Annotated in this window: 22 protein-coding genes and 1 other annotated feature; of the genes, 21 read left to right on the plus strand and 1 reads right to left on the minus strand. The window is 52.4% G+C overall.

Features of this window, described 5'->3' with window-relative positions; genetic code table 11:
* The first annotated feature begins 1 nt into the window (after position 1).
* The 7 genes from serS (at position 2) to HNR45_RS03185 (ending at position 8,260) form a co-directional block, all read left to right on the plus strand.
* Positions 2-1,291 (plus strand): serine--tRNA ligase, encoded by a 1,290-nt coding sequence (gene serS, locus HNR45_RS03155; RefSeq protein ID WP_159822956.1) that lies wholly within the window; start codon positions 2-4, stop codon positions 1,289-1,291.
* 138 nt (positions 1,292-1,429) lie between these two features.
* Positions 1,430-2,842, plus strand: coding sequence for a trigger factor (gene tig, locus HNR45_RS03160; protein ID WP_159822954.1), 1,413 nt, complete (start codon positions 1,430-1,432; stop codon positions 2,840-2,842).
* A 41-nt stretch (positions 2,843-2,883) separates the two neighbouring features.
* Entirely contained in the window at positions 2,884-3,492 is a 609-nt protein-coding gene (clpP, locus tag HNR45_RS03165) for an ATP-dependent Clp endopeptidase proteolytic subunit ClpP (RefSeq protein WP_024047950.1), read from the plus strand.
* Between the two features lie 9 nt (positions 3,493-3,501).
* Positions 3,502-4,743 carry an ATP-dependent Clp protease ATP-binding subunit ClpX gene (gene clpX / locus HNR45_RS03170; RefSeq protein WP_159822952.1) on the plus strand — a complete coding sequence of 414 codons (1,242 nt, stop codon included), beginning with the start codon at positions 3,502-3,504 and terminating at the stop codon, positions 4,741-4,743.
* Positions 4,744-4,798: 55 nt separating this feature from the next.
* Complete coding sequence (gene lon / locus HNR45_RS03175; RefSeq protein ID WP_159822950.1) at positions 4,799-7,150, plus strand: endopeptidase La; 2,352 nt, start codon at positions 4,799-4,801, stop codon at positions 7,148-7,150.
* A gap of 2 nt (positions 7,151-7,152) precedes the next feature.
* Complete coding sequence (gene yihA / locus HNR45_RS03180) at positions 7,153-7,815, plus strand: ribosome biogenesis GTP-binding protein YihA/YsxC (RefSeq protein WP_024048299.1); 663 nt, start codon at positions 7,153-7,155, stop codon at positions 7,813-7,815.
* Positions 7,808-8,260: a hypothetical protein gene (locus HNR45_RS03185; RefSeq protein WP_159822948.1), complete on the plus strand. Its 453-nt coding sequence runs from the start codon at positions 7,808-7,810 to the stop codon at positions 8,258-8,260. Before yihA ends, HNR45_RS03185 begins: the two co-directional genes overlap by 8 nt.
* 68 nt (positions 8,261-8,328) lie before the next feature.
* Here HNR45_RS03185 and HNR45_RS03190 read toward each other — a convergent pair whose 3' ends face one another.
* Complete coding sequence (locus HNR45_RS03190; RefSeq protein ID WP_159822946.1) at positions 8,329-9,264, minus strand: hypothetical protein; 936 nt, start codon at positions 9,262-9,264, stop codon at positions 8,329-8,331.
* Between the two features lie 169 nt (positions 9,265-9,433).
* Between HNR45_RS03190 and HNR45_RS03195 the strand changes: the two genes are divergently transcribed.
* The 14 genes from HNR45_RS03195 to HNR45_RS03260 form a co-directional block, all read left to right on the plus strand.
* Positions 9,434-9,943, plus strand: a complete 510-nt coding sequence (locus HNR45_RS03195) for a flavodoxin family protein (protein WP_159822944.1) — start codon at positions 9,434-9,436, stop codon at positions 9,941-9,943.
* A gap of 45 nt (positions 9,944-9,988) precedes the next feature.
* Positions 9,989-10,969 (plus strand): ABC transporter substrate-binding protein, encoded by a 981-nt coding sequence (locus HNR45_RS03200; RefSeq protein WP_159822942.1) that lies wholly within the window; start codon positions 9,989-9,991, stop codon positions 10,967-10,969.
* A gap of 121 nt (positions 10,970-11,090) precedes the next feature.
* Positions 11,091-12,578 carry a DUF1538 domain-containing protein gene (locus tag HNR45_RS03205; protein WP_159822940.1) on the plus strand — a complete coding sequence of 496 codons (1,488 nt, stop codon included), beginning with the start codon at positions 11,091-11,093 and terminating at the stop codon, positions 12,576-12,578.
* Positions 12,575-13,234, plus strand: coding sequence for a P-II family nitrogen regulator (locus tag HNR45_RS03210; RefSeq protein ID WP_159822938.1), 660 nt, complete (start codon positions 12,575-12,577; stop codon positions 13,232-13,234). Before HNR45_RS03205 ends, HNR45_RS03210 begins: the two co-directional genes overlap by 4 nt.
* 51 nt (positions 13,235-13,285) lie before the next feature.
* Positions 13,286-13,355 (plus strand) — a sequence feature (ribosomal protein L21 leader region).
* A gap of 11 nt (positions 13,356-13,366) precedes the next feature.
* Complete coding sequence (gene rplU / locus HNR45_RS03215) at positions 13,367-13,681, plus strand: 50S ribosomal protein L21 (RefSeq protein WP_159822936.1); 315 nt, start codon at positions 13,367-13,369, stop codon at positions 13,679-13,681.
* A gap of 3 nt (positions 13,682-13,684) precedes the next feature.
* Entirely contained in the window at positions 13,685-14,002 is a 318-nt protein-coding gene (locus HNR45_RS03220) for a ribosomal-processing cysteine protease Prp (RefSeq protein WP_034437244.1), read from the plus strand.
* A 4-nt stretch (positions 14,003-14,006) separates the two neighbouring features.
* Entirely contained in the window at positions 14,007-14,291 is a 285-nt protein-coding gene (rpmA, locus tag HNR45_RS03225) for a 50S ribosomal protein L27 (protein WP_159822934.1), read from the plus strand.
* A 169-nt stretch (positions 14,292-14,460) separates the two neighbouring features.
* Positions 14,461-15,894: a sodium/proline symporter PutP gene (putP, locus tag HNR45_RS03230; RefSeq protein WP_235020631.1), complete on the plus strand. Its 1,434-nt coding sequence runs from the start codon at positions 14,461-14,463 to the stop codon at positions 15,892-15,894.
* 53 nt (positions 15,895-15,947) lie between these two features.
* Positions 15,948-16,535, plus strand: coding sequence for a C-GCAxxG-C-C family protein (locus HNR45_RS03235; protein ID WP_024048629.1), 588 nt, complete (start codon positions 15,948-15,950; stop codon positions 16,533-16,535).
* Between the two features lie 251 nt (positions 16,536-16,786).
* Complete coding sequence (locus tag HNR45_RS03240) at positions 16,787-17,035, plus strand: L7Ae/L30e/S12e/Gadd45 family ribosomal protein (RefSeq protein WP_159822930.1); 249 nt, start codon at positions 16,787-16,789, stop codon at positions 17,033-17,035.
* 84 nt (positions 17,036-17,119) lie between these two features.
* A complete protein-coding gene (gene rpsL, locus HNR45_RS03245; RefSeq protein ID WP_024048631.1) occupies positions 17,120-17,494 on the plus strand; it encodes a 30S ribosomal protein S12 in 375 nt (124 codons plus the stop codon).
* A gap of 37 nt (positions 17,495-17,531) precedes the next feature.
* Positions 17,532-18,002: a 30S ribosomal protein S7 gene (gene rpsG, locus HNR45_RS03250; protein ID WP_024048632.1), complete on the plus strand. Its 471-nt coding sequence runs from the start codon at positions 17,532-17,534 to the stop codon at positions 18,000-18,002.
* An 18-nt stretch (positions 18,003-18,020) separates the two neighbouring features.
* Complete coding sequence (gene fusA, locus HNR45_RS03255; protein ID WP_159822928.1) at positions 18,021-20,105, plus strand: elongation factor G; 2,085 nt, start codon at positions 18,021-18,023, stop codon at positions 20,103-20,105.
* 26 nt (positions 20,106-20,131) lie between these two features.
* Positions 20,132-20,442, plus strand: a 311-nt coding sequence (locus tag HNR45_RS03260; RefSeq protein WP_184327534.1) for a GTP-binding protein, incomplete at its 3' end; no start/stop codon positions are given.

The following is a 20,442-nucleotide window of genomic DNA, read 5'->3' on the forward strand; positions in this document are numbered from 1 at the left end:
TATGCTGGATATTAAATGGATTCGAGAAAATGCCGATCGGGTACGGGAAAATTTGAAAAATCGTCATCATGACGCCGATGTGGATGAAATTATCCGCTTGGACGAAGAACGCCGCACGCTGCTTGTAGAAGTGGAGCAATGGAAAGCCGATCGCAACGCGGCGAGCAAGGAAATCGCCAAATGCAAAAAAGAGGGCGGCGACGCATCCGAGATCATCGCCCGCATGAAAAAAGTCAGCGATGCGATCACGGGCCATGATCAACGGTTGCGTGATGTGGAGGAAAAACTCCATCAACAGATGCTTGAAATTCCGAATATTTGCGATGCCAGCGTACCGGTGGGCGAAGATGAAAACGATAATGTCGAAGTACGTCGCTACGGCACGCCGCGCGAATTCGGCTTTGAAGTGAAAGCTCATTGGGATATCGGCGCGGGTCTGGGCATTTTGGATCCGGAAACGGCCGCGAAAGTTACGGGCACGCGCTTCCACTACTACCTCGGCGCGGGCGCGCAACTGGAACGCGCGGTGTACAGTTTCATGCTGGGTATGCACACGCAGGAATTCGGTTTTACCGAAGTCATTCCGCCGTACATCATCAATGAAGACAGCATGATCGGTACCGGCCAGCTGCCGAAGTTTGCGGAAGACATGTTCAAATTGGAAGGTCTGCCGTACTACCTGACACCGACGGCGGAAGTACCGCTGACGAACTTCCATCGCGATGAAATTATCAACGGCGAAGTTTTGCCGCAGCGTCTCTGCGCTCTTACGCCGTGCTTCCGCGCGGAGGCGGGATCGGCGGGACGTGATACGCGCGGTCTGATTCGCCAGCACCAGTTCCACAAGGTGGAAATGGTCAAATTCGCGAAGCCGGAAGAATCCTACGAGGAGCTTGAATCCATGACGCTCGAAGCGGAACAGATCTTGCGCCGACTGGCGTTGCCGTATCGCGTCATCACTCTTTGCACCGGTGATATCGGTTTCTCCGCCGCGAAGACATATGATATCGAAGTGTGGATGCCTGCCCAGGAAACCTATCGCGAAATTTCTTCCTGCTCGAACTGTGAAGCATTCCAGGCGCGTCGCGCCAACATCAAATTCCGTCGCAGCGCCAAAGATAAACCCGAGTACGTACATACTTTGAACGGTTCGGGTCTTGCCGTCGGGCGCACGGTCGCGGCGATTTTGGAAAACAATCAGCAGCAGGACGGCTCGGTCATCGTACCGAAAGCCCTGCGTCCGTACATGCATGGTTTGGAAGTTATCACGCCGGTTAAGCCGCTGCGCTAATCGTACTGTCGTATCTCTTACTGACAACCGCTCCGCGCGAGGGGCGGTTGTCATTTTGATGGTTATATGGTAATATTTATTTTATGAGTATATGAAAATGAGATTGCTATGACTGCATTTAAAGGAGGACATATTTAGATGAAAGTAGAAGTTAAACCGGTAGATCAGCACCAGGTATCTTTGTTGATTGAAGTACCGGCGGATGCTGTTAACCAGGGTATCCAATCGGCAGTACAACGTATCAGCAACCAGGTAACCATTCCGGGGTTCCGTAAAGGTAAAACGCCGCGCAAAATTTTGGAAGCGCATTTCGGTAAAGACGCGATCATGGCGGAAGCCAGCGATCTGATCGTCAATAAATATTACGACGAAGCGTTGCGCGAACAGAATTTGGTACCGGTTACCCGCGCCGACGTGGACGTGGAACAGTTTGAAGAAGGCAAGGACATGAAATTCAAAGTCACCTTCATCAAAAAACCGGAAGTCAAATTGGGCGACTACAAAGAATTGAACGTCGAACATAAACATCAGAAAGTCACCGATAAAATGGTCGACGAACAGCTGGAAGCCATTGCCAAACAGCATGCCAAACTGACCGTTGCCGAAGGCGCGGAATTAGCGAACGGCGATCTGGCGATGATCGACTTCAAAGGCTCGATCGACGGCAAACCGTTTGACGGCGGTGAAGGCAAATCCTATCCGCTCGAAATCGGTTCCGGCAGCTTCATTCCGGGCTTTGAAGAACAGCTGATCGGCCACAAAGCGGGCGATGAAGTGACGGTCAAAGTACAGTTCCCGAAAGAATATTTCGTGCAGGAACTCGCCGGCAAAGACGCGGAATTTGCGGTCAATGTGTTGGACGTAAAACGCCGTGAAATGCCGGAATTGAACGATGAATTTGCGAAAACCGCAAGCTCGTTCGAAACGCTTGCTGAACTGAAAGCAATGGTTCGTCAGCAGATGCAGGAAAATATCGACAACCATGACCGCGAAGAATTCCAGAACAAATTGATCAAAACGGCGGTCGATAACGCGGAAACGGATATTCCGAATGCGATGGTGGAAAGCCGCATCGATCAGATGGTCGAAGAGCTCAAACTGAATTTGGAAAGCCGCAACATGAAATTTGAAGACTACCTGGAACAGTCGAAAAACTCGCTGGAAAAATTGCGTGAAAACTATCGCGAAGCGGCTCTTGTCAATGTCAAAACGGACTTGGTATTGGAAGCTATTTGCCAAGCGGAAGACATTCATGTAACGCCGGAAGATATGAACATGGAAGTGTACCAGATGGCGCAGAATTTCGGCGCGGATCCGAAAGATGTCTGGGGCATCATCCAAAAAGAAGGACGCATTTCGATGCTCGCGGGTACCGTAGCGCGTCGTAAAGCGGCTGCCTTCATCATCAACAACGCGAAACATGATCATGAAGAAGTAGCGGAAAAAGAAGAAAAACCGGCGAAAAAAGCCGGCGCTAAAAAAGCAGCGACCAAAAAAGCTGCTAAAGATGCAGACAACGAAGAAAAAGACGCTGAAAAAGCGGAAAAATAAGACCGTCGTTTTCTTCTGTAAAGAATAACGAGGTGGATTCATTGAATTATGTACCGATTGTGGTAGAGCAAACGGCGCGGGGCGAACGTTCCTATGACATTTACTCCCGTCTGCTCAAAGACCGCATTGTCTTTTTAGGGGGTCCGATTGACGACAATGTCGCCAACATCGTGATCGCTCAACTGTTATTTTTGGAAGCGGAAAGTCCGGACAAAGACATTCACATCTATGTGAACAGTCCCGGCGGCGTCGTTACCGCAGGACTTGCGATTTACGACACCATGCAATACATCAAGCCCGACGTCTCGACGATTTGCGTCGGTTCGGCTGCCAGCATGGGAGCCGTTCTCTTGGCGTCCGGCGCGACCGGAAAACGCTACGCGTTGCCGCATTCGCGCGTCATGATTCACCAGCCGCTCGGCGGCGTGCAGGGACAGGCGACGGAGATTGAAATTCATGCCCGCGAAATCCTGCGCATGCGCGAAGAATTGAACAACATTTTGGCACGCCACACGGGGCGTACGCTCGATGAAATCAATAATGATACCGAACGCGACCATTTCCTTTCAGCGGCAGAAGCGCTGAAATACGGCCTGGTTGACGAAGTTCTCGATCGTCCGTTGCCCCCGCCGGGTGCCGCGACGAAATAAGGAGGACATGTGCGCAATACTACTGCTACACCACCGGTCTGCAGTTTTTGCGGCCGGTCCAACGATGAAGTCAAAAAATTAATTGCCGGTCCCGGGGTCTATATCTGCGATGAATGTATCGGCGTGTGCGAACACATTTTGCAAGAAGAATTGCGCGCCGAACACAAGGCGAGCGCGGAAGAACTGGTAGTACCGTTACCGCGCGAAATTAAAGACCAACTGGACCAATACGTCATCGGTCAGGAGGACGCCAAGAAAAGTTTGGCGGTCGCCGTGTACAACCATTACAAACGGTTGCAGAGCGATGTCGACTCCGATGATGTCGAATTGCAAAAATCCAATATCGTGTTGATCGGTCCGACCGGCAGCGGTAAAACGCTGCTCGCGCAAACGCTGGCGCGGTTTCTGAATGTGCCGTTCGCGATTGCCGACGCGACCAGTTTGACGCAGGCGGGCTATGTCGGCGACGACGTGGAAAATATTTTGCTGCGACTGATTCAGGCGGCGGATTATGATATTGAACGCGCGCAACGCGGGATTATCTATATCGACGAGATCGATAAAATCGCGAAACGCACGGAAAACACATCGATCACGCGTGACGTTTCCGGGGAAGGCGTGCAACAGGCGCTGCTCAAGATTTTGGAGGGGACGGTCGCAAGTGTTCCTCCACAGGGCGGGCGCAAGCACCCCAACCAGGAAATGATCATGATCGATACGACGAACATTCTCTTCATTTGCGGCGGCGCGTTTGACGGGATCGACCGTTACATTTCGCGACGCATGGCGAAAAAGACGATCGGTTTCGGCGCGGATATCGTCCGCAAAGAGGAACAGAATGTGGCGGAGATCCTGACGCATGTGCAGCCGGAAGATCTGCTGAATTTCGGTTTGATTCCGGAATTCATCGGCCGTTTGCCCGTGCTTGTCACGCTCGATCCGTTGGATAAAAAAGCCTTGCTCAGAATTTTGACGGAGCCGAAGAATGCGCTTGTCAAGCAATACCGTAAATTGTTGGAAATGGACGGCGTGGAGCTGACGTTTACGCCGGACGCGCTTTCCGCTATTGCCGATGAAGCGCTCGCTCGCAACACCGGCGCGCGCGGTTTGCGAGCCATCATTGAGAAAGTGATGCGCAACGTGATGTTTGAGGTGCCGACGCTGAAAAACGTGAAGCAGGCGACGGTGACAAAAGAAACCATTCAGGACGGAGCGGAGCCGGAACTGGTATATCGCTCGCAGGTTGAGTAAAAACGGGTTCCTCCGGGAGCCCGTTTGTTTTATAGTAATCAGATAAGGAGGGAATATGGCGCAAAATAAAATCGAGGGCAGCATGAAATTTCCGTTGTTGCCTTTACGTGATGTGACGCTTTTCCCCCAGATGGTGACCGGTATCGAAGTCGGTCGGCCGCAATCGGTAGCCGCCGTGCGCGAGGCGATGCAGGGCGACGGCTATGTGGCCTGCGTGATGCAGCGTCATATGGATACGGACAACCCGGGTATTGACGATTTGTATACCATGGGCACCATCGGTAAAGTAAAACAAATCTTGCAGCTGCCGGACGGCGTGCTGCGGGTACTTTTAGAAGGGGTTACGCGGGTTCATCTGCTAGATATCGAAGCGACGGGTGCGTGGCAAACGGCGGAAGTGATCGACTGCGTGCTTGAAGAAAGCGATTCACCTCTGTTGGAAACTTATCGCCGCGATGTGGTTAAGCGGTTCGGCGAGTGGTTGGAGCACGCCCAAATCACGATGGAAAACGATGCGCTTGCGCAATTTGAAGCATTGACGGACCCGGGTGAAGTGGCTGACTTCGTCACGATGTACTTGCCGCTTGCACCGGCCGTACGGCAGCGTATTCTCGCGGAACTTTCCGTAGAGCGTAGGCTGGTGGCCGTACGCAAATTTCTCTTGGCGGAGCAGGAAATCGCCGCGCTGGAGAAAAAGCTGAACGCGGAAGTTCGCCAAGGCATGGATAAAAATCAGCGCGAATACTATTTGCGTGAAAAATTGCGCGTTATTCGTGACGAGCTCGGCGATCACATGGAGATTGACGAGGAAGTTGACGAGTACCGTAAAAAGTTGGCGGCGATCGAGCTGCCCGCCGCGTCCGCGGAAAAAATTGAAAAAGAAATCAAACGTCTGGAAAAAACGCCGCCTTTGACACCGGATGCGGCCGTTTTGCGCAACTATCTGGACTGGATCTTTGACTTGCCGTGGAACACGGAAAGCACGTTCGCGACCGATCTGAAAGAAGCGCAGGCGGTACTGGACGCGGACCATTTCGGTTTGACGAAAATCAAAGAGCGGATCTTGGAACATTTGGCGGTGCGGCAGTTGACGCAATCGCAAAAAGGACCGATTCTTTGCTTTGTCGGGCCGCCGGGCACCGGTAAAACCAGTTTGGCGCAATCGATTGCGCGTGCGCTCGGCGCGGAATTTACCCGTGTTTCGCTCGGCGGCGTGCACGACGAATCGGAAATCCGCGGCCATCGCCGTACGTATATCGGCGCGTTACCCGGACGACTGATTCAGGGTATTGCGCGCGCGAAGACGAAAAATCCGGTATTTTTGCTGGATGAAATTGACAAGCTCGGTAACGATTTTCGCGGTGATCCCGCCTCGGCTTTACTGGAGGCGCTCGACCCGCAGCAAAACGGCACGTTCAGCGATCATTTCATCGAATTGCCGTTCGATTTTTCCAATGTCTTTTTCATTACCACGGCCAACACGACCAATTCGATTCCGGAGCCGCTGTTGGATCGTATGGAAGTCATTACGCTTTCGGGTTATACCGAAGAAGAAAAAGTGGAAATCGCCAAACGTTACCTTTTGCCGCGGCAAATCAAGGAAAACGGTCTGGCGAAAAGCGACGTGCGCCTCAGTCAGGCGGTGCTGCGCCGCTTGATTCGCGATTACACGCGCGAAGCGGGCGTACGTCACCTGGAACAGGTGATCGGCAGCGTTTGCCGAAAATTGGCGAAACGTAAAGTGATGCGGGAAGAAGCGCTCACTGTCACCGTCAAAAATCTCGAAACCTTGTTGGGACCGGCGCGGTACCTGACTCCGCCGCAAGATCGTCGCGACGAAGTGGGACGCGTGACGGGACTCGCCTGGACGCAGGTCGGCGGGGAAGTTTTGAACACGGAAGTGACGGCGTTTAGCGGGTCTGGTAAAATGATCTTGACAGGCCAGCTCGGCGACGTGATGAAAGAATCCGCGCAGGCGGCGTACACCTATGTGCGCAGTCGGGCGGAAGAGTTGCATCTGGCAGCTGATTTTTATCGCACGATCGATATTCACATCCATTTACCCGAAGGCGCGATCCCGAAAGACGGACCGTCGGCGGGCATCACGATGGCGACCGCTATCGCCTCGGCCGTGACGAAATGTCCGGTACGAGCCGATACCGCGATGACGGGTGAAATCACCTTGCGTGGACAGGTGCTTGCCGTCGGCGGCATCAAAGAAAAGGTGCTGGCGGCGCATCGGGCCGGTATTCGCCGGATTCTTTTACCGAAAGAAAACCGCCGCGATCTGGCGGATATTCCGCAGAGCGTGCGTGACGATTTGGTTTTCCATTTCGTTTCCCATATGGATGAAGTGCTGCAGCAGGCTATGTCTGAACCGGTAAAACAGAAACGGGGTGAGGCGTAACGATGGCAGAGGAATCATTTCGTATTGTAGAATCATCCTACTTGTTATCCGCGGTGAAATTATCGCAATGCAAGAAAGATGATTTGAAAGAGATCGCCTTTATCGGCCGATCCAATGTCGGAAAATCATCACTCATTAACTCGTTGTGCAATCACCGGGGACTGGCGATGGTCAGTCGCGAACCCGGTAAAACGCGCACAATTAATTATTTTTCCATTCGCTCGAAACAAGCTGTCGACGGCGCGGGCGATGCAGGCGAAAGCGAACAGAATTGGTACCTGGTAGACTTGCCGGGGTACGGATTTGCGAAGACCGGTCACGAGAATCGTGATGCGTGGTCGGGTTTTATTGCCGATTATGCGGCGAACTCGCGACACTTGGCATTGATGTGTCTGTTGATCGATTTGCGGCATCCCCAGTTGCCGATTGATAAAAAAGCGTACCAGTGGCTGCGCGGCTTGGGTATGCCCCTGCAAGTCATCGGCACGAAAGCCGATAAACTCGGGCAAAGCGATCGCCAGAAAAATATTCGGACGATCGCGCATGAATATCCGGGTGACTATCCGCCGCTGATGTATTCATCGAAAAATCATCTGAATCGTCAGGCTTTATTGCAGGTGATTCAGAGTTTTGTGGTCGATCCGCAGGAGGCGCCGCATGCATAAAAGAGTCGCCGCGCTGTTGCTCGGCATCGGTATCGGCATGATGCCGTGGACAACGTTTGCGTATAATCACTACGCGCCGAACTCGTTTGATGAAGTGGAACGCTACACCGCGGGGTATCAGGCGGCGGCGACGCTGATTGAAGCGGGAGCGGCTCCCGGTTACGACGCGACGTTGCTCGAACGTCCGCATTTGACGCGCTTTGAATTGGCGCGCGCCGTGGCGGCGATGCTGCGCGACGGTTATTTGACTCCGGCGCAGCGGGAAGCATTGACACCGACGCAAAAGGAATACGCGCGCGAACTGCAGGCGTTAGGCGTCGGGACCGAGTCAAAACCGCGTGGTAACATTGAAATCAGCGGCGATTTACGTTTGCGCCACACCGAAGGAACGGAATCCGAAAATGATGCGCGGGTACGCATTGGCGCCGTCTATACGACGAACTAAAAAGTAACAACGGCTGAATAATGGATTTTCGGACAATAAAAAAACGGCTCGGATGAGCCGTTTTTTGTTTACCAAAGTTTCCATGAAGTCGGCACGTACAGCAAGTCGGTAATGCCGTGCGGCGCCGGTTGCACCAGGAAAAGGCACAACACCGCGAGAACGACAAGGCCGAGCGCAATCGGGTTGGCTTCGCCGCGTTCGCTGACCTGATAGTAGCCGAAGAGCCGAATGGCGATCGTCGCCGCCAGCGCCGTGATCAAACCGGAAAGGCTGATGATGCCGTAGACGATATTGGCCGCGACAAAAGTGAGAAACACGACCGGAACAGTGACTATCGCCAAGTAGCGGGCAAGTGTCGAGACGCGTTGACGTTTGAGATCGCGCAGCCAATCGCTCCATTCGAGACCGCAGAAACCGAGCAGGAACCAGGCCGCATAAATCACCGCATCCCAAGTGGTCTGCAAGCGTTTACGATTTTTGCCGAGCCAGAAAATGAGACCCGTGGCGATCAGGATCAGGACCCCGCAAATCAAGTAATAGTACGGCGCGGGAATCACGGACAGCGCCAACAGACCGAGCAGCGCCGGAATGAAACCGCAGACGGAATATTTTACGAGCGTCATGCGTGTCGGGCGCTGATCAATCGGTAACTCCAGATAGAGCATCGCCAGGACCTCCATCAGGAAGAAACCGACGAAGGACGCGATCGCGTAAAACGGATTGGCGACGAGCGTGAAAGCGACAAACAGCACCGGAATTAAAATTCGCCAGCCCTTAAAAATTCGTAACGTTTTGAAGCTTAAGCGTTCTCCCTGCGTATGAATAGTCAACTGCATAAACGCGAGGAAGGTCAGCATCATGCCGATCGTTTGCATCGGCGTAGCGCCTAAATACAGAAAACAGCAAAGCACCAAAGCCGACAGGTTGGCGCCGGTGAAACGCGCGAGTAACGCGCAAAAAAAGCCGATGTTCAAATACGGCAACGTGGCGAACAAGAAATCCATAATTAACTCCTTTAATCTCTATTAATATTCTTTAAGTATAACGGAGTGGCTGTCGACTTTCAAGTAATGAATGACAAATCAACGCATGGAATTAATTATTTGCAGGAGCGCGCATTCTTGCTACAATAAAGGCAGAGCATTTACTGACAGAGATCCTGGAGGGGATAGTATGGCGCAAACAATTATGGTGACCTATGCGTCGCAAACAGGCAATACCAAACAGGTAGCGGAAGCCATTGCGGATGAATTGGGCGTTTCGGCCGTACCGATGGAAGCTGCGGATCCGTCCCAAGCGGAGTGCATCGCGGTAGGATTTTGGGTGCACGCCGGTAAGCCTTGTGAAGAAGCAACACGCTTTCTGGAAAGTCTTGCAGGGAAAAAAGTGTTTTTGTTCGGCACGATGGGAGCGAAACCATCGGAAGAGCATGCGATTCTGAGCGCGCGGGCGGCGCGTGACATGATCGCGGAACGCAACTTGCTCTTGGGACAATTCATCTGCCAGGGTAAATTGGCGGATACGATTCAAAAAGAAGTGACCACGTTGGTTCGCTTTCCGTACGGTGAGCCCGTGACATTGACGCGAGACATGATGGCGGACTCGGCGTCGCATCCGGATGCGGCGGATCTTGAGGCGGCTCGTCAAGAGGCCCGCAAGGCATTTGCCAAAGTACGCCGGTAAGTTTCGCTTGTCGCCGCGACAAGCACTCTGTAAAGCGAGGCCATAATGAATCAAAAACGGAAACGAAAATGGATGATCGTCGTCGGCGTGATCGTTGTGCTGGCCGCGGTCGTATTGTTGTTGCGCGGATTCGGTGAGAAAACGCCGAAGACGGTGAAAACGACGCAGCAGCTGACATATACGGACAGTTTGGAACGGGAAGTGACTTTTAACGCGCCGACGCAGCGCGTGATTGCGCTGGATAATATCGAAGCCAAAATTGTGGACGCGTTAGGCGTGACGCCGTTGGCGGTTACGACGCATGCGAGTTTACCGCAACGTCTGGCGGACAAGTGGAAGGCGTTGCCGCAATTGAGCGCGAGTCCCAATCCGGCGGAAATCGCCGCCCTTTCACCCGATATCGTTGTGGGTCCGGCCACGCATGTATCGCCGGAGTGGATCACTGATTTGGCGGAAGATAAGGTGCCGGTGCTTTTTTGGAAAACGGAATCATTGGCGGATATTGAAAATCGGATTTATTTCTGGGGCGCTGTTTTGGGACGAGAACCTGCCGCGGAAAAAATTATCCACAATATGGAAACGAGCATTGAAAAAACATGCAATGCATTCGCATCGGTGCCCCCGAAACATGTGTTGATTCTTGATGTGAACGACAACGGTGTAGGCGCCTGTGACAGTCATACGCTGATCGGAAACTTGGCGCAGCTGATTCCGATGGTCAACCTGGCCGATGAATTGGCGGATGCGCCGCGTGACAAGGAAGGCCTGATCCCGATCGAAAACGTGATGGAGGCCAACCTGCAACCGCAAGCCGTGATCGTTCTGCGCGAACAGGATGCGGCATCGACGGGAGCCGCGGCTTGGGAAGAGTTGGAATCGTCCGCTTATTGGCAAACATTGCCGGCGCTGGCATCCGGCAATGTAACGATGTTTACCGATGACGAGATCTCCGCTACGGTAAGCGTGCGAGCGGCGGATGCTGTTGCACTGCTTGCGAAAACTTTATACGGACCGCGTGATTCGTAACAAACACGCTGATCAAAGAGAGGCGCTCGCCTCTCTTTTTTTGTATCGCCATTTCGGGAGAGTAATTAAAGCATTATGTTATAATGATTTTATCTGAATCGGGAAAGTTTGGGGTGAATTGATGGGGATATTCGGCGAAAAGTTAAAAGAAGTGAGCCAGTCGGTGTTGCCGATTGTAGTATTGATTTTTTTACTCCATTTTTTTCTGGCGCCGCTGTCATTTGATATTTTGCTGCGTTGCGTGGTAGGTACGGCGTTGATTATCTTGGGATTGGCCGTGTTTCACGTCGGCGTGGAAATCGGCGTCAGTCCGATCGGGATGCATTTAGGTCATGCCGTAACGAAGTACGGCAAGATGATTATGGTCGTTATGAGCGGTCTTGTCCTCGGCTTTGCCATATCGATGGCGGAGCCAGATCTGCGAATCTATGGACAGCAGGTAGAACTCTTTACATCGGGTTACATGACGGAAATGATGCTGGTGTACGCGGTGTCGGCGGGGATTGCCGTCACTCTGGCATTCGGACTGTGGCGTATCGTTCGTTCCTTAGCGTTGAAACATGTCTTTTTTCTGTTTTACGCAATGATCGGTCTGCTTTGCCTTTTGGTGCCGCGCGAATTTATTGCGCTTTCATTTGATGCCTCCGGCACCACGACAGGGGCGATGACGGTACCTTTTTTCCTCGCGTTGGCCGCCGGCGTTTCCAGTATTAAATCATCGGACGCGGTAGCCGCCGAAGAAGACAGTTTCGGTTTGGTCGGGATCGCCTCCGCGGGCGCTATCCTGGGTGTATTGCTGATGGCGTTCGGTACGGCGCAGCAACCGTTTGCGGCGAATGTGACGGTGCCGGATCAGGCGGCGTTGGAACCGTTTTGGCAAAGTCTCGGTCATTTGGTTCCACATATGCTCTTGGAAGTCTTTTTAAGTATTTTGCCGGTCACACTGCTTTTTTATTTAGCGCATTTTTTTATAGAAAAAGTGCGTGGCGCGGAATTTTTCCGAATTAACGCGGGTGTCGTCTATACCTATCTCGGTCTTGTGATCTTTATGACCGGTGTTAATTTCGGTTTTAACCGCGCGGGGTATGAGCTCGGTATGGAGATTGCACGGCTGGAAGGATCGGCCGTTTTGGTATTCGTCGGTTTGGTCATCGGCCTCGTCGTTATTTTGGCGGAGCCGGCCGTGTTTCCGCTTGTCAATCAGATCGAGGATATCACCAGCGGCTATGTACCGCGCAAACTGGTCTTAATCGCCTTATCGCTCGCCGTCGGCAGCGCGGTGGCGCTTTCGATGCTGCGCATTGTGTTGCCGGGTTTGGAATTGTGGCATATGCTGTTGCCCGGTTACTTGATTGCGATTGCGTTGTCGTATTTCGTACCGAATCTGTTCGTCGGCATGGCGTTTGACTCGGGCGGTGTCGCCTCCGGACCGATGGCGGCCACATTCGTATTGAGCTTTGCCAGCGGTGCGGCACGACACTTTCCGGGCGCGGATGTGTTTTTGGACGGATTCGGTGTCGTGGCGTTGATTGCGATGATGCCGATTGTCGCCTTGCAACTTCTGGGCATGGTCTTTCAATGGAAACAGAAACGGAGGAACGAGGCATGAGGGAAAGCTGCTATTGGATAATGGTCTTTGTGTTGAATCACGGCGAGGGCGCGGATCTGAGCGCGGCGTTTCATCATGAACACGTCAGCGGCGTCACCGTGATGCCGGCCAAAGGATCGATCTCGAACTCCTTTCTGGCGAAGCTCGGAATGCGCGAGATTCGCAAAGACTTGGTGTTCGCCATTGAAGAACGCGAGCGGGCGCGTGTGCTCCTGCCGCAAATGGTCGAACGTTTTAAGTTGGTGAAGAAAAATCGCGGAATCGCCTACGCGCTTCCCATTACCGGTATCTACGGATCGCATGCGCTGAACGAATGCAAAGTTGAAAAGGAGGAAGGGGAAGACATTATGTGGCAGGTCATCTATACGGTCGTCGATAAAGGGGGCGCCAACGCCGTCATTGAATCGGCAGGGGCCGCCGGCGCGCGCGGCGGCACGATTTTGCGCGGCCGCGGTTCGGCGTCGCGCAATACCACGATGATTTTCGACTTCCCGATTGAACCGGAAAAAGAAGTCGTTATGGTTTTAGCGCCGCAAGAGAAAGTGCAAAGCATCGTCGGTGCCATTTCCAACAAATTACACATCGATGAGCCGGGGCATGGAATTATTTTTGTACAGGATGTGGCCGCGGCTTACGGCTTGGTCGAACAAAAATAAAACTTGACTTGCCGGTATCGATTCTATATAATTGAAAAGTCATAGTGTGTGACTATGACACAACCGCTCGAAGAGGTTTTCAAAGCGAACGCTACCATATTCGGCGAGTCTGGTTATAGAGGAGGTGCAACTATGTACGCAATTATTCAAACTGGTGGTAAACAGTACCGTGTCGAAGAAGGCAAAGTCATTACGGTCGAAAAACTCGCGCAGTCAGCGGATGAAGCGATCGAATTTGCCGAGGTGTTGTCCGTTGTAGATGGTGACAGCATGCAGTTCGGCGCTCCTTTCGTTAAAGGGGCCACGGTCAAAGGCAAAGTGCTTACACAGGGGCGCGGTAAAAAGATCCGTGTCTTCAAGTACAAATCGAAATCGAATTATCGTCGTCGCCAAGGTCACCGTCAGCCTTTCACCAAAGTCCTGATCGAATCGATCGCTTTGGCGTAAGCCATGATCCTGGTAGAAACACAGGTAACGGACGGGTTTTGCACAGGGTTTTCCGTTAACGGACATGCGGATTATGCCGAACACGGCTCCGACATTGTCTGCGCGGCGGTCTCTGCCGTGACATTAACAACGGCCGGCGGTCTTAAAGAGGTAGCGAAATTTCGCGGACATTATGAGACGCAGTCGGGAATGCTCACGGTTCAACTTACAGATGCACCCGATGCCCGTTCCCAATTACTGATTGAAACTATGCTGAACGGATTGCGCCAAATTCAGGCGCAGTATCCTGAACGGCTCACCATTAGAGAAAGACGGAGGTGAAACCATGTTTACATTTGATTTACAGTTATTTGCTCATAAAAAAGGGCAAAGTAGTACGCGTAACGGTCGTGATTCCCAAAGCAAACGCCTCGGTGTCAAAGTTCACGACGGTCAGATGGCTAAAGCCGGTGCGATTATTGTTCGTCAACGCGGCACGAAGTTCCATCCGGGTACCAATGTGGGTATCGGTAAAGATGACACGTTGTTTGCGAAAACGCCCGGCGTGGTCTCCTTTGAACGTCTGGGACGCCACCATCGTCAGGTCGTAGTTCGTCCGGTCGAAGCGTAACCAAAACGAAAAAGACGCCCGCAAGGGCGTTTTTTTATTGCGAAAAAGAGTTAGAATTTCGCTTCTGCGGCGCATTGTGGTAAAATGAAAAAATATTAGGGTAAAGGAAGTGGAGTCATTGGCAACGAACTGGCATGTCATCAGCGCCTTCGCCATTTATTTGGGCGTTATGGTCTATATCGGCGTGTACTATTACCGCCGTTCAAACCAGCTGAGTGATTATATTTTGGGTGGGCGGAGCTTGGGCCCGTGGATTACCAGCATGGGTGCGGAAGCATCCGATATGAGCGGTTGGATGCTGATGGGACTGCCGGGGCTTGCGTATTTGTCGGGGCTGCCCGCGATGTGGATCGCCGTCGGTCTGGCGCTCGGCACATGGGCGAACTGGGTGTTTATCTCGAAGCGCTTGCGTAACTATACCGAAATTGCCAATGACAGCTTGACGATTCCCGACTTCTTGAATAATCGCTTTCATGATCACAGCAACATGCTGAACCTGGTTTCGGCGATTTTTACCTTTATTTTCTTTTTAATTTATACGTCGTCCGGTTTTGTCGCCGGCGGCAAATTGTTTGAAACGGTGTTCGGACTGCCGTATGTCTGGTCGTTGTTGATTACCGCGGGAGTGGTTATTTCCTATACGTTTCTAGGCGGCTTCATGGCGGTCAGCTGGACCGATTTCATTCAAGGGATCATGATGTTCTTCGCCATTCTCCTGGTGCCGATGACGGGGATGTTCGCACTGGGGGGCTTCGAAGAGACCATGGCTCGTTTGCAGGCGACGGTGCCCGGCCATTTTGCTCTTTTTGATCCGGCGATCGGTACGGGCGCGACGATCATCATGCTGATTTCATCGCTGGGCTGGGGACTCGGATACTTTGGCCAACCGCACATCCTGGTGCGTTTTATGGCGATTCAGAATGCGGACGAATTGCATAAAGCTACCCGCATTGCCATGACTTGGGTCATTATTTCGCTTGCGGCGGCAGTCTCGGTCGGTTTTGTCGGTCGCGTTTACTGGCCGACGCTCTTGGAAGGCGCGGATGCGGAACGTATTTTCCTGCTGATGAGTAGCTCGTTGTTCACTCCCTTCGTCGGCGGTTTTATTTTGTCGGCGGTTTTGGCGGCGATTATGAGCACATCCTCGGCGCAGCTTTTAGTGACGTCGGCGACGATCTCGAAAGATCTTTATAAAAACTTCGTGCATCGCGGCGCCGGTGAGCGTGAATTGGTCTATGTCAGTCGAGTGACGGTACTGTTGGTGGCTGCTTGCGCGATTTTGCTCGCGCTCAATCCGAACAGCTACATTTTGAATATCGTTGCCTATGCCTGGGCGGGTTTCGGTTCCGTTTTCGGACCGGTGGTGTTGTTGGCGCTCTTTTGGCGGAGGATGACGCGCAACGGCGCGTTGGCCGGCATGCTTGTCGGCGGTATTACCGTACTCGTGTGGAAACAATTTGAGTGGTTCGGTTTATATGAAATCGTTCCGGGCTTCTTATTCGCGTCGCTGGCGATTATCGTGGTGAGCTTGTTGGATGCGCCGCCGCATAAAGGGATCACGGATGATTTTGATGAAGCCAATCGTCGCCATATTCTCGGCTGACTGGTTTTTTTCGTCGCATTCTCTTATACTGTAAGTAAAGGGGAGGGGAGCGTATGGAAACGATCGATTGGAGCAAATTGACGCCGGAAGAACGTGTCGAGCAGTACGCTATTGAAAATTATAAGCACGGCTTAAACTGCGCGGAATGTGTGCTTTCTGCATTGCAGCGCGAGGGAGCACTGGATATCCCCAAAGAAGCAGTCGGTATGGGGGTCGGTTTTGGTGGCGGAATCGGTCTTTCGGGATTAACTTGCGGTGCGCTATCGGCCGCCGTCTTGGCGAACGGCCTACGTTACGGTCGTAAGGATCCGTATACCGTTCCGGCAGAGGAACGGGGTAAGGAAGTCGCCGGTAAATACTACCGACGGTACCATGCGCTCGTGCGCGAGTTTGTCGCGGAAAACGGTTCACCAACTTGCGCCGAAATTTCGGCACCGCACGGTGCATGGGAATCACGGGAACGTCGTATTCATTGCTTGCAACTGATCGGCCGTGCCGCACGACTTGCCTATCGGTACTTGCAGATGCCGCAGGACGAAGCATTTGCACTGCCGTACGAAGGCAAGACAATGAAGCAGTTCGACGGCGCGAAACCGGAAACATTACCGTATCCCACACCGCATTTAGTGATCAGGAAATAAATAATGAAATTCTAATCTGAGCACAGAAATGTCACTTTGGCAATAAAAAAGGACACAGCGCATCGGCTCTGTGTCTTTTTTTGCGGAGGGGTTTTAAACACCCGGTAACGTGTGATAGATAAATGCGATAAACAGGAGCTTTATGAATAAAAATTATTGACATGTTCGATTTGCAATGATATACTATTTGAGTGTCTGTGATGAAGTAAGTTTTATTACTTGCGCACTAAACAACGGAAAGGATGAGACAGATGAGCTTGGAAGAATTGGCCCAACAGCCGTTTGCTGTCGGGGCGAAGGAAGCCGGCCGTGCTGTCCGCGACGGTCGCGCCAAAGAAGTGTGGCTAGCCCGTGATGCACAAGAGCGGATTACCCAACCCTTGCTGCTTTTGTGTCAGGAACAGGGCGTGCCGGTAGTCGCGACATACAGTCGCGCCGAACTTGGCGAGGCGTGTAAGTTGCCGGTTAAGGCGGCGGCAGTCGCAGTCCTTTGCAGCTAGTCTGATTTTGGTAATATTTTTTGCCGTCATCCGGCGGCGGGAAATCAATTATAAATCTTCATGATTGAGAAAGGAGGGAATTCCATGCCGACAATTAACCAGTTGGTTCGCAAAGGTCGTGAGACTTTGCAGGAAAAATCCAAAACTCCGGCGCTGAAAAACAGCCCGCAAAAACGTGGTGTTTGCACTCGTGTGTACACAGCTACACCGAAGAAGCCGAACTCCGCGTTGCGTAAAGTAGCACGTGTACGTTTGACAAATGGCATCGAAGTATCCGCTTACATCCCGGGGATCGGTCACAACTTGCAGGAACACAGCGTTGTCTTGATCCGCGGCGGTCGTGTCAAGGACTTGCCGGGTGTTCGTTATCATATTGTTCGCGGTGCTCTGGACACAGCAGGTGTACAGGGACGTATGCAATCGCGCTCGAAATATGGCGCTAAATCCGCTCAGAAATAATAAGATAACAAATACCATTATATAAGGAGGAACTGACATGCCGAGAAAAGGCCCAGTAACGAAACGTGACGTTCTGCCGGATCCCGTGTATGGATCTAAAGTAGTTACACGTTTCATCAATAAAGTAATGCTGGATGGCAAAAAAGGCATTGCGGAAAGCATTGTCTATGATGCATTCGATATTATTCGTTCAAAAACGGGCAAAGACCCGTTGGAAGTTTTTGAACAGGCGTTGGAAAATGTTATGCCTGTCTTGGAAGTACGTGCTCGCCGCGTCGGCGGTGCGAACTACCAGGTGCCGGTTGAAGTCCGTTCGGATCGCCGCTTAACTTTGGGCATCCGCTGGATGGTCGGCTATGCTCGCCAGCGCAGCGAACGCACGATGCGTGAACGCGTTGCCGGCGAATTGATGGATGCGGCCAACAACACGGGCGCAGCCATTAAGAAGAAAGAAGATACACATAAGATGGCGGAAGCAAACAAAGCGTTTGCCCACTATCGTTGGTAATTACGAAAGGAATCTATCGTGGCTAGAGAATTTACGTTACAAAATACTCGCAACATCGGCATCATGGCACACATTGATGCCGGCAAGACCACGACCACGGAACGTATTCTGTTTTACACGGGACGCGTGCACAAAATCGGTGAAACACACGAAGGTGCCGCTACCATGGACTGGATGGACCAGGAACAGGAACGCGGGATTACGATCACGTCCGCGGCGACGACTTGCCACTGGAAAGGCAATCGTATCAATATTATCGACACGCCCGGTCACGTGGATTTTACGGTCGAAGTTGAGCGCTCCTTGCGCGTGCTCGACGGCGCGGTCGCGGTGTTTGACGCGAAAAGCGGTGTAGAACCGCAATCGGAAACGGTTTGGCGTCAGGCAGATCACTACGGTGTACCGCGTATCGCATTCATCAACAAGATGGATACGACGGGTGCGGATTTCTACGCAGCCGTTGAATCGATGAAAGAGCGCTTAGGCGCTAACGCTGTGCCGATCTCATTGCCGATCGGTGCGGAACAGGATTTTGAAGGCATCATCGACTTGATCAAGATGAAAGCTTGCCATTATGAAGGCGATCACGGTATCGATATCGTCGAAAGCGAAATCCCGGCGGATATGTTGGATAAAGCTAAAGAATATCGCGCGAAGCTGATTGAAGCGGTAGCGGAAACCGATGACGAACTTATGATGAAATACTTGGAAGGCGAAGAGCTCACTACCGAAGAAATTCAGGCGGGCATTCGTAAAGCGACGATTGCCACCACAATGAACCCGGTAGCCTGCGGTTCCGCTTACAAGAACAAAGGTGTTCAGGAATTATTGGATGCCGTAGTCGCGTACATGCCGGCTCCGACGGATGTACCGGCGATCAAAGGCGTCAACCCGGATACGGGAGAAGCGGACAGCCGTCCTTCAGACGACAACGCACCGTTCTCGGCCTTGGCGTTTAAGATCATGACCGACCCCTATGTCGGTAAACTTTCCTTCTTCCGCGTGTACTCCGGTACGCTCGAAGCGGGCTCGTACGTTTACAACTCGACGAAGGGTAAACGCGAACGTGTCGGCCGTATCTTGATGATGCACGCCAACCATCGTAGCGAAATTGACAAAGTATACAGCGGCGATATTGCGGCGGCCATCGGTTTCAAGGATGTCACCACCGGCGATTCGCTCTGTGATGAAAAGAACCCGATCATTTTGGAAAAAATGGAATTCCCGGATCCGGTTATCTCCGTTGCGGTAGAACCGAAGACGAAAGCCGACCAGGAAAAAATGGGGATTGCACTGCAGAAACTGGCGGAAGAAGATCCGACGTTCAAGGTTCATACCGATGCCGAGACCGGTCAGACGATCATTGCCGGCATGGGCGAACTTCACTTGGACGTATTGGTTACCCGTATGTCGCGCGAATTTAAAGTCGAAAGCAACATCGGTAAACCGCAGGTTGCTTACCGTGAAACGATCCGCAAAGAAGTCGAGTCGGAAGGTAAGTTTGTACGTCAGTCCGGCGGTCGCGGTCAGTATGGTCACTGCTGGTTGAAACTCGAACCGATGGAACCGGGCTCCGGTTTCACCTTCGAAAACAAAATCGTCGGCGGTGTCATTCCGAAGGAATACATTGGACCGGTACAGGCCGGTGTCGAAGAAGCGATGCAGACCGGCGTTGTTGCCGGTTACCCGATGGTAGACATCAAAGTTACCGTTTTCGACGGTTCGTACCATGATGTCGACTCCTCGGAAATGGCCTTTAAGATTGCCGGTTCCATGGGCTTCAAAGCCGGTGCGCAGAAAGCGCAGCCGGTGCTCCTCGAGCCGTACATGCGTGTCGACGTTGTCGTACCGGATGAATACATGGGCGACGTTATCGGTGACTTGAACTCCCGCCGCGGTAAAGTGGAAGGCATGGAACCGCGCCGCGGTGCGACAAACATCAAATCGTTCGTACCGTTGTCCGAAATGTTCGGTTACGCGACCGACTTGCGTTCGAAGACGCAGGGCCGCGGTAACTACACCATGACGTTTGATCATTACGAAGAAGTGCCGAAAGCGGTCGCGGAAGAAATCGTCGCGCAGCGCAGCGGCAAAAAAGCATAATCATCATCTATTAGGAGGAAATTCAAATGGCAAAAGCACATTTTGAACGCAGCAAACCGCACGTTAATATTGGTACCATCGGTCACGTTGACCATGGTAAAACGACCCTGACCGCCGCGATTACAAAAGTTCTCGCAGAAAGCGGCAAAGCGGAATTCCAGGACTACAACCAGATCGATAAAGCACCGGAAGAACGCGAACGCGGTATTACCATCAACACCTCGCACGTAGAATACGAAACCGACAACCGTCACTACGCTCACGTAGACTGCCCGGGCCACGCCGACTATGTTAAAAACATGATCACCGGCGCCGCGCAGATGGACGGTGCGATCCT

Origin of the sequence: Negativicoccus succinicivorans, from assembly GCF_014207605.1 — a bacterium.
Classification (GTDB): domain Bacteria; phylum Bacillota; class Negativicutes; order Veillonellales; family Negativicoccaceae; genus Negativicoccus; species Negativicoccus succinicivorans.

Bases quoted from the DNA above. Each gene is read 5' to 3' on its own strand.
- serS (WP_159822956.1), top strand. From the start codon at position 2: ATGCTGGATATTAAATGGATTCGAGAAAATGCCGATCGGGTACGGGAA.
- tig (WP_159822954.1), top strand. From the start codon at position 1,430: ATGAAAGTAGAAGTTAAACCGGTAGATCAGCACCAGGTATCTTTGTTG.
- lon (WP_159822950.1), top strand. From the start codon at position 4,799: ATGGCGCAAAATAAAATCGAGGGCAGCATGAAATTTCCGTTGTTGCCT.
- yihA (WP_024048299.1), top strand. From the start codon at position 7,153: ATGGCAGAGGAATCATTTCGTATTGTAGAATCATCCTACTTGTTATCC.
- HNR45_RS03185 (WP_159822948.1), top strand. From the start codon at position 7,808: ATGCATAAAAGAGTCGCCGCGCTGTTGCTCGGCATCGGTATCGGCATG.
- HNR45_RS03190 (WP_159822946.1), bottom strand. From the start codon at position 9,264: ATGGATTTCTTGTTCGCCACGTTGCCGTATTTGAACATCGGCTTTTTT.
- HNR45_RS03195 (WP_159822944.1), top strand. From the start codon at position 9,434: ATGGCGCAAACAATTATGGTGACCTATGCGTCGCAAACAGGCAATACC.
- HNR45_RS03200 (WP_159822942.1), top strand. From the start codon at position 9,989: ATGAATCAAAAACGGAAACGAAAATGGATGATCGTCGTCGGCGTGATC.
- HNR45_RS03205 (WP_159822940.1), top strand. From the start codon at position 11,091: ATGGGGATATTCGGCGAAAAGTTAAAAGAAGTGAGCCAGTCGGTGTTG.
- HNR45_RS03210 (WP_159822938.1), top strand. From the start codon at position 12,575: ATGAGGGAAAGCTGCTATTGGATAATGGTCTTTGTGTTGAATCACGGC.
- rplU (WP_159822936.1), top strand. From the start codon at position 13,367: ATGTACGCAATTATTCAAACTGGTGGTAAACAGTACCGTGTCGAAGAA.
- HNR45_RS03220 (WP_034437244.1), top strand. From the start codon at position 13,685: ATGATCCTGGTAGAAACACAGGTAACGGACGGGTTTTGCACAGGGTTT.
- rpmA (WP_159822934.1), top strand. From the start codon at position 14,007: ATGTTTACATTTGATTTACAGTTATTTGCTCATAAAAAAGGGCAAAGT.
- putP (WP_235020631.1), top strand. From the start codon at position 14,461: ATGGTCTATATCGGCGTGTACTATTACCGCCGTTCAAACCAGCTGAGT.
- HNR45_RS03235 (WP_024048629.1), top strand. From the start codon at position 15,948: ATGGAAACGATCGATTGGAGCAAATTGACGCCGGAAGAACGTGTCGAG.
- HNR45_RS03240 (WP_159822930.1), top strand. From the start codon at position 16,787: ATGAGCTTGGAAGAATTGGCCCAACAGCCGTTTGCTGTCGGGGCGAAG.
- rpsL (WP_024048631.1), top strand. From the start codon at position 17,120: ATGCCGACAATTAACCAGTTGGTTCGCAAAGGTCGTGAGACTTTGCAG.
- rpsG (WP_024048632.1), top strand. From the start codon at position 17,532: ATGCCGAGAAAAGGCCCAGTAACGAAACGTGACGTTCTGCCGGATCCC.